This is a genomic window from Saccharopolyspora sp. NPDC050642, assembly GCF_040654735.1.
Classification (GTDB): domain Bacteria; phylum Actinomycetota; class Actinomycetes; order Mycobacteriales; family Pseudonocardiaceae; genus Saccharopolyspora; species Saccharopolyspora elongata.
This window is the reverse complement of the sequence record NZ_JBFAIN010000002.1, coordinates 506,042-518,160: the sequence shown is the minus strand read 5'-3', so window position 1 is coordinate 518,160 and position 12,119 is coordinate 506,042. Positions and strand designations below refer to the sequence as shown.

11 protein-coding genes are annotated in these 12,119 nt (G+C 71.9%); 6 read left to right on the top strand and 5 right to left on the bottom strand.

The features are described from left to right. Positions 1-110 precede the first annotated feature (110 nt). Positions 111-743: a hypothetical protein gene (locus AB0H93_RS06165; RefSeq protein ID WP_207954119.1), complete on the top strand. Its 633-nt coding sequence runs from the start codon at positions 111-113 to the stop codon at positions 741-743. Positions 744-898: 155 nt separating this feature from the next. Next, positions 899-1,555, top strand: a complete 657-nt coding sequence (locus tag AB0H93_RS06160) for an SDR family oxidoreductase (protein WP_358568140.1) — start codon at positions 899-901, stop codon at positions 1,553-1,555. A 59-nt stretch (positions 1,556-1,614) separates the two neighbouring features. On the opposite strand, the gene AB0H93_RS06155 is transcribed toward AB0H93_RS06160, so the two are convergent. Beyond that, positions 1,615-2,925: a D-arabinono-1,4-lactone oxidase gene (locus AB0H93_RS06155; protein WP_358568137.1), complete on the bottom strand. Its 1,311-nt coding sequence runs from the start codon at positions 2,923-2,925 to the stop codon at positions 1,615-1,617. An 85-nt stretch (positions 2,926-3,010) separates the two neighbouring features. On the opposite strand from AB0H93_RS06155, the gene AB0H93_RS06150 reads away from it, so the two are divergent. Beyond that, positions 3,011-4,189, top strand: a complete 1,179-nt coding sequence (locus AB0H93_RS06150; protein ID WP_358568134.1) for an amino acid deaminase/aldolase — start codon at positions 3,011-3,013, stop codon at positions 4,187-4,189. On the opposite strand, the gene AB0H93_RS06145 is transcribed toward AB0H93_RS06150, so the two are convergent. Next, the gene (locus AB0H93_RS06145; RefSeq protein ID WP_358568496.1) at positions 4,159-4,737 is read right to left on the bottom strand and encodes a TetR/AcrR family transcriptional regulator; all 579 of its coding nucleotides are present in this window, start codon (positions 4,735-4,737) and stop codon (positions 4,159-4,161) included. The genes AB0H93_RS06150 and AB0H93_RS06145 overlap by 31 nt on opposite strands. A gap of 531 nt (positions 4,738-5,268) precedes the next feature. On the opposite strand from AB0H93_RS06145, the gene AB0H93_RS06140 reads away from it, so the two are divergent. Further along, positions 5,269-8,742, top strand: coding sequence for an L-tyrosine/L-tryptophan isonitrile synthase family protein (locus AB0H93_RS06140; RefSeq protein WP_358568131.1), 3,474 nt, complete (start codon positions 5,269-5,271; stop codon positions 8,740-8,742). 172 nt (positions 8,743-8,914) lie between these two features. Here the strand turns inward: AB0H93_RS06140 and AB0H93_RS06135 are convergent, their stop codons facing one another. Then, positions 8,915-9,337 (bottom strand): MarR family transcriptional regulator, encoded by a 423-nt coding sequence (locus AB0H93_RS06135; protein WP_358568128.1) that lies wholly within the window; start codon positions 9,335-9,337, stop codon positions 8,915-8,917. Positions 9,338-9,441: 104 nt separating this feature from the next. On the opposite strand from AB0H93_RS06135, the gene AB0H93_RS06130 reads away from it, so the two are divergent. Further along, positions 9,442-9,837, top strand: coding sequence for a RidA family protein (locus tag AB0H93_RS06130; protein ID WP_358568125.1), 396 nt, complete (start codon positions 9,442-9,444; stop codon positions 9,835-9,837). A 26-nt stretch (positions 9,838-9,863) separates the two neighbouring features. After that, positions 9,864-10,955 (top strand): alkene reductase, encoded by a 1,092-nt coding sequence (locus tag AB0H93_RS06125; RefSeq protein WP_358568122.1) that lies wholly within the window; start codon positions 9,864-9,866, stop codon positions 10,953-10,955. 399 nt (positions 10,956-11,354) lie between these two features. On the opposite strand, the gene AB0H93_RS06120 is transcribed toward AB0H93_RS06125, so the two are convergent. Beyond that, positions 11,355-11,693 carry a hypothetical protein gene (locus AB0H93_RS06120; protein WP_358568119.1) on the bottom strand — a complete coding sequence of 113 codons (339 nt, stop codon included), beginning with the start codon at positions 11,691-11,693 and terminating at the stop codon, positions 11,355-11,357. Between the two features lie 13 nt (positions 11,694-11,706). Beyond that, positions 11,707-11,952, bottom strand: coding sequence for a hypothetical protein (locus AB0H93_RS06115; protein ID WP_358568116.1), 246 nt, complete (start codon positions 11,950-11,952; stop codon positions 11,707-11,709). Positions 11,953-12,119: the final 167 nt, after the last annotated feature.

Sequence of the window (12,119 nt, the reverse complement as noted above, 5' to 3'; positions counted from 1 at the left end):
TTGAGCAGCGCAAAACCCGCTCCGAGCTGTTTAAGTCGGCAGTGGCCCCGTTGTCGGAGGCCGCGGAGTGCAAGCGCAGTGCCTGAGGGAGGCGGAACGCCGTGACCGGAATGCCGGGACGTGCCTGGACCGAGGACGAGCTCCGAGCCTGCTCGACGACGCAGCTTCGGTCCCCGCTGGGGCTCGCCGCTTCCATGGGCCGGCTCGCCCAGCGGTCGGTGGACACGTTGGGTTGGGCGGGCAGCGTGCTGCCGCCCGTGAAGCTGCTCGGGCGGCAGATCATCGCGACCGCCGAGCTGCTCCCCGACGCGCACGCCGAGCGCCTGTGCTTCGGCAGCGGGCCGGTGCTGGACCGCGCCGAGATCGCCACCTGGGTGTGGCCGGAGATGGACGGGCGCGTGCCGCCGCCCGCGGCCCGGGTCACCGGCGTCCTCGCCCCGGCCCGGCACTGGCGCAGCGCGCTGACCGCTGCGGTGCCGTTCGCCCGGTTCGCCAGCGCCGCCATCGTGGTGCCGCGCAACGTCGCGGTGGCCCCGGACTTCGCCTCGACCTGCCTGATCCGCGCCCGCCAGTTCGGCATCGCGGTGCTCAGCGCGGACGGCGACGACGTGCAGGTGGAGCTGGACGGGCGGTGCTTCGACGACGCCCCGCCGGTCGAGCACACCGCGGTGTCCCGCTGGGTGAACGAGGTCGTCTACCAGCAGCTGCTCGCGACGGAGGCCCCCGCCCCGTCGCGCCGCTGAACCCCGAAGCCAGCCCCTGGGGTCGGGTCGTGAGTGCGTAGCGCAATCGGGCGCGCCACCCGGCTGCGCACTCACGACCGACGGGGCGAGTTGTCCACAGCCTGCGGTGAGTTGTCCACAGGCTGTGCGGGCGCGGGTGCTCTAGGTTGGGCGGCATGCGAATCGTGATTGCCGGGGCGCACGGGAAGATCGCGCGGCACCTGGGGGCGATGCTCGTCGAGCGCGGTGACACCGTGCTCGGGCTGATCCGCAACCCCGACCACGCCGACGACCTCCGCGCCGATGGGGTGCAGCCGCAGCTGGCCGATCTGGAGCGGCTCGACGCCGATGCCTTCGCCGCTCTGCTGTCCGATGTGGACGCCGCGGTGTTCGCCGCCGGGGCCGGTCCGGGCAGCGGCGAGTTGCGGAAGGACACCGTGGACCGCGCGGCCTCCGCGCTGCTGGCGGACGCCTGCGAGCGGGCCGGAGTTCGCCGATTCCTGCAGGTCAGCTCGATGGGGACGACGCGCCCGAACCCGCCGGACGTGGACCCGGTGTTCGGCGCGTACCTGGACGCCAAGCGCGCGGCGGAGCAGGACCTCCGGCCGCGATCGCTGGACTGGACGATCCTGCGGCCGGGCCGGCTGACCGACGACCCGCCCACCGGGCGCGTCGCGCTGGCGGCATCGGTCGACCGGGCCGAGGTGACCCGCGCGGACGTCGCCGCGGTGCTGCTGGCCCTGCTCGACCAGCCCGCCGCGGCGAGGCGCGCCCTGGAGCTCGTCAACGGCGAGACCCCGATCCCCGAGGCCGTCCGCGCGGCCCTCCGCTGACCCGTCGGCCGCAATTTCAATGGAAATCGGACCTCTGATTTCCATTGAAATTGCGCGAGTTATCCACAGGCGCCGAGGACCCGGTCCAGGTAGGGGTTCCGGAAGACCCCGGTGGGGTCGACCTCGGCGCGCACCCGGCGGAAGTCGTCGAACCGCGGGTAGCGCTCGCGCAGCGTCGCGGCGTCGAGCCGGTGCATCTTGCCCCAGTGCGGCCGTCCGCCGTGCGCACCGGCGATGTCCTCGAACGCGTCGAACCAGCGCCGGTGCGGCATGCCCCGGAACTGGTGGATCGCGATGTAGGCCGACGGCCGCTGGTACGCGGTCGACAGCCACACGTCGTCGGCGGCCGCGACCCGCACCTCCACCGGGAACATCACCGGATCGTCGAGCCGGCCGACCGCGGCCCGCAGCTCCTGGAGCACGTCGCGCAGCGCCTCACGCGGCACGGCGTACTCGCATTCGAGGAACCGGACGTTGCGCTGCGTCGTGAAGACCCGGTGCGAGCTGTCGCTGTAGGAACGCGCGGACCAAGTCGCGGCGCAGAACCGGTTGAGCGGCCGCACCGATGCGGGCAGCGCGCGCCCCAGCCGGCAGACCGCGCCGAACAGCCGGTTCTCCAGCACCTCGTACTCCAGGAAGTGCCGGAGCGGGTGCAGCGGCCGCGGCGATTGCCCGGCGGGCAGCCGGTTGTTCCGCTTGACCAGCGTGTTCGAGGCGTGTGGGAACCAGTAGAACTCGACGTGGTCGTTGTCGGCGGCGAGCTGGTCGAAGCCGTCCAGCACGTCGTCCAGCCGCGCCGGTCGCTCGTCGGCGACCAGTGAGAACGCCGGCACGCAGCGCAGCGTCACGGTCGTGATCACGCCGAGCGCGCCGAGCCCGAGCCGGGCGGCGGCGAACAGCTCCGGGTTCTCCGCGGCCGAGCAGCGCTTCTCGGTGCCGTCTGCGAGCAGCAGTTCCAGCTCTTCGACCTGGGTCGCCAGGCCGCCGAGCCCGGCGCCGGTGCCGTGGGTGCCGGTCGAGATGGCGCCGGCGATGGTCTGCCGGTCGATGTCGCCGAGGTTCGCCATCGCCAGGCCGAGCCCGTCGAGCTCGGCGTTGAGGCGGTGCAGCGGCGTGCCTGCGCGCACCTTGACCAGCCCGGTGTGCGGGTCGGCGTGCACGATCCCGGACCAGTGCGAGAGGTCCAGGGCGCAGCCGGTGTCCGGCGAGCCGATGCCGGAGAACGAGTGGCCGGTGCCCAGCGGCCGGACGGTACCGCCGCCGCGGGCCGCGTCGCGGATCGCCGCCGCGGCCTCGTCGGTGTCGCGCGGCGCCACCAGGGCGCTGGGGGTGGCGGTGGCAGTGCCCGCCCAGTTGGTCCAACGCTGCATCGCCAACCCTCCTTCGGGTGCCATCGCGGAGAAATTATGTGAAAGAGATTCACATAACAAGAGTTTTCGGCCTACTGTTGTCCACGTGCGCCGGTTCGACGAGATCACCAGCGAGCTCGACCCCCCGTTCGCGGTGGTCGACCTCGACGCGTTCGACCACAACGCCGCCGACCTGGTGCGGCGGGCCGCCGGGCGGCCGATCCGGGTGGCGACGAAGTCGGTGCGCTGCCGCGAGCTCCTGCACCGGGTGCTGCAGGTCCCGGGCTACGCCGGGCTGATGTGCTACAGCCTCGCCGAGGCGATCTGGCTGCACCGCGAAGGGCTCAGCGACGACATCCTCGTCGCCTACCCGACCGTCGACCGCTCGGCGCTGCGCGACCTCGCGGCCGACCCGGCCGCCGCCGCGTCGATCTCGCTCATGGTCGACTCCGTCGACCACCTCGACCTCATCGACGCCGCGCTCGGCCCCGACCGGCCCGCCATCCGGCTCTGCCTGGAGGTCGACGCGGCCTGGCGGCCGCTGCCCGGCCTGCACGTCGGCACCCGGCGTTCCCCGGTGCACACCGTCGCGCAGACTCGCCGGCTCGCCGAATCGGTGTTGCGCCGCAAGGGTTTTCGCCTGGTCGGGCTGATGGCGTACGAGGGCCAGATCGCGGGGCTCGGCGACGCGCCGCACGGCAAGCCGATGAAGGCCGCCGCGCTGCGCTGGATGCAGCGCCGGTCGGCCGCCGAGCTCGCCGAACGCCGGGCCGCCGTGGTGCGCGCGGTGCGGGCGTTGACCCCGCTGGAGTTCGTCAACGGCGGTGGCACCGGCAGTCTGGAGGGCACCGCGGCGGAACGAGCCGTCACCGAGGTCGCCGCCGGCTCCGGGCTGATCGGCCCGACGCTGTTCGACGGCTACCGCTCCTTCCGCCCGCGGCCCGCGGTGTTCTACGCGTTGCCCGTCGTGCACCGCCCCGCCGCGCGGATCGCGACGTTGTTCGGCGGCGGCTACCTCGCTTCCGGGCCGGTCGGGGCCGACCGGGTGCCCGTGCCGCACTCGCCGGGCGGCCTGCGGCTGCTCGCGACCGAGGGCGCCGGCGAGGTGCAGACGCCCGTGGTCGGGGCGGCGGCCGGGCGGCTCCGGCTCGGCGACCGGGTGTGGTTCCGGCACGCGAAGGCGGGCGAGCCCGCCGAGCGGTTCGCGCACTACCACCTGGTGGCGGCCGACCGGCTGACCGCCACCGTGCCGACCTACCGCGGCGAAGGCAGATCCTTCGGCTGACCCTCGGGCATCCGGTTGGACAGGTAGCCTCGCACCAGTTCCTTCGCCTCCGCGACGAGCGTCGGCTCGCCGGCGGGATCGCGCCGGAAAGCCAGGTGCAGCACCGCATCCGCCGCCTCGACCGCGACCGCCAGCGGCAGCAGCAGGTCCGCCGGGTCGAGCCTGAACTCCTCGGCGATCAGCCCGGTCAGCTTCTCCGCGATCACCGCGTTGTTGTCCTTGCTCGGATCCAGCAGCCGCAGGTCCACCACGTCGCCGAAGTGCAGCCGGCTGAACGCCGGGACCTCCCGGTGCATCGTCAGGTAGACGTCGAAGACGGCGTCCACCGCGTCCCACCAGTGCGCCAGCTCCAGCTGGTCGAACCGGGCCGACACGGTGCGCACGAAGCGGTCCAGGTTGCGCAGCGTGAGTTCCTGGACCACGGCGCGCTTGTCCGGGAAGAACTGGTAGAGCGAGCCGACCGCGACGCCCGCCCGCTCGGCGATGAGCGTGGTGGTTAAACCGTCATAGCCCACCTCGTCGATCAGCTCGGCGCAGGCCGAGAGCATCTTCTCCACACGTTGTGCGCTGCGTTGCTGGACCGGCTTCCGGCGCAACGGGGCTACTTCGGCAGGCAAGGCGACTCCTTGATCATGTTCACTGACCATCTTGCCGACCACGACCATGATTCTCTTTCAGGGGAGTCCTGGGGGAGATGGTGCCGAGTTCGACCCGGCGATGTGGTTCACCGGCTGGTTCCAGGGGTTTCTCCCGGTGCCGGCGATGTCCACAGTTTCCCGGCCCACGGGCGGTCGTGCGCTCCGGACATGCCGGGGACGGTATCAGTCGTTCGGGTGATTTCTTTGTTGATAGCTTGACCAGACCCCGTCGGTTGGTCATCGGGTGCTTTTCGGGCAGGTCTCTGACCTGCGGATCTTGTCGCGTTACACCGTTGGCATATGCAGTGAGTCATGTTGTCAGCGCACAAGGTCGCTATCTAGGGTGATCCGAGCCGTCATTCTCAGTGACAGAAAGGTCATCGTGGGTTACTGCCCGGCCGCCCCTCGTTTTCCCGCCGTGCCACGTGCTCTGCTTGCCAGGTGGACATCGACTGGGGGAAGAACCTGGTGCGGTGGCACACCTGCCGCCGGTACCCGTGCCTGTTCGGCTGCCACGCGCGCGACGCGCACCGCAGCCCCGTGACCGCGCGACTGACCCCGGAGCTCGCCGCACCGGCGAGCCCGCCCGCCACGGCCGCGGACGTGCCGCCCGGGCTGTGGCACCCGCTGACCATCCCGGCCGCGAACGATCTGCTCTCCGCCGGTGGCTACGGCCTGCGGGTCGAGCGGTCCGCCGGGGGATCGCTGCAGCTCAGCGGCGCCGGCGCCGGGGCGGGGCTGCCGCTGGGGCACGATCCGAACTGGTCCGATCTCTACCGCGCGCTGGTACGGCTGCGCCGCACCCGCCGGGTGTTCGACCCGGCGTGGCTGCACCGGCTGACCCGGTCGCTGGCCGCGGACCGCGACACTGGCGGTTCGGTGCCGCTGCCCGCCGACCGCGCAGACCTGCTGACCTCGACCCGGCGCCAGCTCGCCGAGGACTGCTTCGCCGCGGTGCTCGGTCCCAATCGCAGCGTGCCGTTCCCCGCCGAGCGGATCACCGTCAGCGGGCCGGAGCGCACCGTGCAGCTGCAGGCCGCCGGTCCCCGCGAGCGTGCCCTGCGCCAACTGCGCGGCTGGGAGCGGCTGTCGTCCATTGTGGAATCCGACCCGGACCTGCGGATGCACTGCGCCACCCAGCCGGTGCCCGCGGTCGTGGTGGACACCGGCACCGGCTCGGCCGCGCTGACCCGCATCGCCGAGCCCGCGCCCGCCCACCCGACGCACCCCGGCGGCACCATCGCGGCCGACCTGGCCACGCTGCTGCAACCGGTGGACGACGGCACCCCGGGCCTGCTGCGCGTGGTGCTGGACAACCGCTTCGAGCGGCGCGAGGACGAACTCGAGTACTTCCTGGAGCACTTCGTCCGCCCGCTGCTGCGCACCTTCCGGCTGGCCCTGGACGTGCACGGGATCGGGCTGTTCGCCCTGGGCGGCGGCGGGATCGCCTTCGAGCTCTCGCCGGAGCTGCAGGCCACCGGCCGGATCGTGGTGACCGACTACCTGCGGGTGAGCCACGAGCCGACCCGCGCCGAGGTGTCGGCGGGAGCGCGCGCGCTGGTGGAGACCCTCGACGAGCTCAGCGCCGGGTTCAGCCGCCTCGAATCCGCGCGGCGGGAGAGCCGGGTGCGACGGGCCGTCGACCGGGTGATCGCCGAGGAACTGCGCTTCCTGGGGCCGCGCAGCGCGGAGCTGCTCTCCGGCGAACAGCCGCTGCAGTGCTACGTCCACACCGTGCCGGAAGCGCAGGACGAGGTGCTGAAATCGGTGCTGGACCGGGTCCAGCAGCGCACCCGCCGGCGCCGCTGGGACGACCGGTTGCCGCAGCCCGCGGTCGTGATCGACGTCGACCTGTGCGGGCTCGTGCCGCTGCAGCGGATCCTGGACGCCGCCCGCTCGGTTTCGGGGCCTCGGCCGGGCGCGCCGGACGGCATCCTGGAGCTGGCCGGCCCCGGCACGCTGCCGGTGCTGCCGACCCACGCGGCCGCCACCTGGCACAACTTCGTGTCCCTCAGCGGGCTGCGCGAGCGCTACCCGTCCGTCGACTGGGAAGAGGTGCGCGCCGACTTCACCCGCTCGTTCCTGGCCCGGCCGCGGGAGAAGCTGCGCACCGACAGCGTGAACGCCGGGCTGGCCCGGTTCGTCTGGGACGTGCAGGACGCCGGCGGGCGGGTGGTGTTCTGCACCGGTCGGCGCGAGCGGTTCCGCGAGCACACCGAGGAGGTGCTGGCCGCCGCCGGGGTGCCGGACGCGACGTTGCTGTGCCTGTCCGAGGACGGCGGCCGCCCGCGCACAGAGCTGAAGGTGGAGAAGCTCCGCGAGCTCGGCGATGTCGACGTGGTGGCGGTCTTCGACGACGAGCTGGCGAACCGCATCGCCCTGACCAAGGAGTTCGGCGGGGCGCTCCCGGTCGCCGTCGAGATCCCCGGCCTGGCCGCCGAACGCCTCCCGGCGCAGCCGGTGGCCGACGCCGCCTCGGTGATCGCCACCTTCGAGACCACGCCGCGCCCCGGCACGCGCAGCGGTCAGCGGCTGTCCAACACGCACTCGCTGGAAGAACTGCAGATCGGCGCGTTGCGCAAGAACCGCCAGGCGCAGCGCTGGGCCGTGCACCTGACCGAACAGGAATCGCTGTCCATCGTGGACTCGGTGGTGGCCGACGCGGACCGGGCGGCGGCGCGGACCGGGCGCAGCGCGGTCGCGAAGTTCGGCATCGACGAGCGCAGCGAACCCGAGCAGGTGCTGGCGGCGCTGCACCACGTGTTCACCCGCAAGCAGTTCATCAAGGGCTCCCGCGCCAACTACCAACCCGCCGACCTGCGGCGCGACGCCGAACCGTTCGTGCGCCGCGGCGAGCCCATCGAGGTGGTGCTGCTCGGCTTCCCGGTCAAGCAGTGCCTGAACCGGCTCAAGGCCGGCGGCCCGCTGCCGGACTTCGCCGAACTCGGTGCCATGGCGCGGCTTCGGGAGCTCCAGCAGGCGGTCAGCGCGGTGCACCGGCCCGGCCTGCACTTCAACATCCTCACCGACGGCAGGCACTTCCGGAGCCGCCCGCACGCGATCACCGACGCGTACCAGAAGAAGCTGCGCGAGTACGTCGACCTGGTCGGCATCGGCGACCGGACCACCGTCGAGGAGATCGACGCGGTCGCCGAGCAGCGGCTCGGCTTACCCGGGCTGAAGGCCGAGCACGCGTCGCGAGTGGCCCGCTACCGCCGGCTGCTCGCCGAGTCGTTGAGGTCGTTCGACATCACCGACAACCCGCTGCGGACCCTGGAGCTGGTGCACCTGCGCACCGCCGAAATGGGCGAGTTCGCGCCGCACGTCATCGGGCTGTTCCGGGAAATCCTGATGTCGCTGGTGTATTCGGTGCCGGTCGTGGTGCCCGCGGGCACGGACCGGCTGGAGTGGTCCACGGCGGTCTACGCGGACATCTACAACGTGACCGACCAGACCGTGTCGGCCGAGGTGCGCCAGGCGCGCTGCGCGGTGCTGCGCCGGGCTTGGCACACGGTGCTCCGCTACATGGCGACGATGCAGGTCGACGAGGAGTTCGGCTACGAGCGGATGTTCCCGAACCGGGTGCGGCTGACGCTCAGCGCGGTCCGCAAGGGCTGCCTCGGGTTCACCTACCTCGGCGGCTCCGGCCTGCTGCCCTGGCAGGGCACCGGGGTGCTCGACGACCGCGGCAACGTGGCGGTGGACTTCGCGATCTCACTGCTGGACCAGGGCTTCGTGCCGGTGTACTCGCCGCTGCTCGGCCCCCGCCAGCCGTGGCTGATGGTCCCGTCCCAGCGAACCCACCTGACGGGCGCGATCGGCGCGGCGGTCCCGGCCCCGAGGGGATCGCGGACCCCGCCGGGGATCCGGCTCGACCCGGACTTCGCGGCCAGGGCCCGCCTCCGCCGGAAGTAGTCCGGAAGTACCCGAACGTCGATTGTGGACGGTTCGGATGCGTCGAGCGTCCACCGGAGTGAGCGTGCGGTCCTGCTACTCGTCCGAGGCGGGGAGTCTGCTGACCCGTGTGCACTTCTGGTCGCCATAGCAGCAAAAAGTGCGCACGGGTCATTTCGCCGAACGGAACGTTCTACCCGCGGAGTGCCTTGACGGTGGTGGCCAGGTCGGGGTCGGCGGCGGCGCGGTCCAGCGCGGCGGCCAGCGCCGCCAGGTAGGTGGGCTGGGCCGCTGCGTGCAGTTCGCGCCCAGCCTCGGTGATGACGCTGTAGACGCCGCGGCGGTCGGCCGGGCAGTGGTCGCGGACCGTGAGCCCGGCGGATTCCAGCCTGGCGACCAGGCGGCTCGCCGAACTCTGGTTCAGCCCGACGGCGTCGGCGAGCTCTTGCATCCGCAGCTCGCCCTGGTCCGCGCCGGCCAGGTGGCACAGCGCCCGGTACTCCGACAGGCCCAGCCGGTGCTTGCGCTGCATGGCCTTGGCCAGCTCGCTCTCCACCCGGCCGGACAACGTGACGACCCGGCTCCACAGCTGATCGTCCGCGGCGGGCTCGGCCATCGGGTCTCCCAGGTGTCGCGTAGGTCGTGGTTGACATCAAGGTACATGAATGCTCAAGATATGCATGCACATACAAATACTGAGCATGAACTTGGAGGACGGCCATGACCGCCACCGACATCGAGCGCATCGCCACCGATCCCGACTGGTACGAGCCGTACCGGATCTCGCAGGCGATCAAGGCCGGTGGGTTCATCCACGTCTCCGGCCAGGCAGGCATCGACGAACGCGGCCGCACCGTCGGCGACGACTTCAAGACCCAGGGCAGGCAGGCGTTCGCCAACATCGAGCGGGTGCTCGCCGCGGCCGGGGCCACCCTCGCCGACGTCGTCAAGGTGACCATCCTCGTCCGGGACATGGCCGCGAACCTGCCGGCGGTCATCGAGCTGCGCGAAGAATTCCTCGCCGAGCCGTACCCCGCCGACACGCTGCTGGAAGTGTCCTCGCTGGCCCGACCGGACTGGCAGATCGAGATCGACGCGATCGCCCTCGCCCGCTGACCGCACCGGAACTCCAGGAGCCACCCATGACCACGATTGAGACCACCGGTCCGCTGCTGCAGCCGTACCGCGGCGCGCGCCTGAGCCTGCCGAACCGGATCGCGATGGCCCCGATGACCAGAGGACGAGCCGACGACCGCACCGGCGTGCCCGCCGCGATCACCGGTGACTACTACGCCCAGCGCGCCGCCGCCGGGCTGATCGTCAGCGAGGGGATCTGGCCGAACCCCCTCGGCAAGGGCGGCCCCGGGATCCCCGGCCTGGTCACCGATGAGCAGGTCGCCGGCTGGCGGCACGTCACAGATGCCGTGCACGCCAGCGGCGGCCGGATCTTCGCCCAGCTGTGGCACGTCGGCCGGATGAGCCACCCGAGGACGCTCGGCGAGCTCCCCGTCGCGCCGTCGGCCCGCGCGGTCTCCGGCACGATCTTCACCGCCGACGGCCTGCTCGACCACGTCACGCCGCGGGCCATGACCACCGCCGAGGTCGACGCCACGATCCGGGACTTCGGCGTGGCGGCGAGGAACGCGATCCGGGCGGGCTTCGACGGCGTGGAACTGCACGGCGCCAACGGCTACCTGATCCAGCAGTTCCTCGCGGAGAACACCAATGTGCGCGGCGACGGCTACGGGGGTTCCCGCAGCGGCCGGTTGCGGCTCGCGGTGGAAGCGGTCGAAGCGGTGGCCGCGGAGGTCGGCGCCGACCGCGTCGGACTGCGGATCTCGCCGGACAACCCCGAGAACGACATCGCCGAGCAGGATCCGCAAGGCACCTACCGGGCCCTGCTCGACGCCGTCGGACCGCTCGGGCTCGCCTACCTGCACATCGTGGAACGCGGGAACTACCCGGCGCTGGCGGATCTGCGGCCTCGGTGGCCGGGAACGCTGATCGCGAACTTCAACGGCCCCGAACCGACCACGCGGCAAGCCGGGGAACGCGTCCTGCGATCCGGTCTCGCCGACGTGATGTCCTACGGCCGGTTGTTCATCAGCAATCCCGACCTGCCGGCCAGGTTCGCAGGCGGCCACCCGCTCGCACCGGTGGACGCCGGCCGCATCTACGGCGGCGGCGAGCGGGGCTACACCGACTACCCGGCAGCCGAGGCCCGCCTCCGCTGAGAGACCCGTGCGCACTTCTTGTCGCCATAGCAGCAAGAAGTGCACGCGGGGGTCGGTCATGCGGACATGGAAAGGCCCTGGGCTCGGTCGGGGAATCGAGCTCCAGGGCCTTTCCAGACTCCGGGGCCGTCCGGGGAAACGGCGTGACCGGAGTGGTTGGAGTTCCGCGGACCGGCACCGGTCGGGGGGAGGGGAGTGCGTCAGCACCGGCCCGCGGAAATCTGGGTGACCGCGCTGGCGTGCCAGCCGGTCCGATGTGGAGTTTTCGCGGCGGCGGCCGATGATCGAGTGGTCGAGGTCGGGGAAACACGACCATCCGCTCATCGACCGCCGCCTGGCGGTTTCTCGGCTACCCGGGTCGGGGAGGAGGTGATGCTGTCCGGGGCCGAGTCCGCCGGCTTACGGCACCGGCGCGGCCGGGCGCAAAGCGTGCGCCGGGCGCTGGTGCCGTGCGGGACGGGGTGCCAGGGCTCCTGCTACCAGGTGCTCATAAGCCGTGCGCCACACCGAGCACGGTGCTTTCTGCGAGCGCCAGCGGCTGGAGCACTCCGGGCAGTTGCCCTTTTCGTCGGCGTCGTGCGCGGTGAGCAGCGTCCGCCACCCCTCCGTGAGCCGGGGGAGTTCGGAACGCGCAACGGAGAGCAAGGAAGGGGCGTCCGCGCGGTTCGCGAGCTCGGTCAACACGTCGAGCCGCTCTCGCACCGCACTTCGCAGCACCTGACCCAGGATCTCATCCACCGAAACGTCACCGTCACTTTCTCGCCTGCACAGCGGCATCCCGCAACGCGACCGACAACTGGCCGAGGCCGATGGCCGACAGCGTCGCGGAGTGGCCGGGCGGTCCGACGAGCACCACCCTGTCCCGGTTGACCAGCACGTCCAGGAAGCGGTGCGAGTTCGCCACGTCTCGGCAGTCCACTCGCCACCACCGGCGGCTGTCCGCGGGGGCCGAGGGGAAGCCGGCCGACCGGCCGTTCCCACCCTGTGCTTCCCGCATCTCGCGTCACCGTTCCCGTTCGTGCTCGGTTGCCTGTGGTGACTAGATTGGAACGGACCGGGGCGTCGCGCCTAGGGCGCAGGCGATAACCGGGCCAACGGCAACGACGAGCGGTCGGTGGACTTCACCGCTGCCGATCACCTCTACCGATACGCGCTTCACCGGGA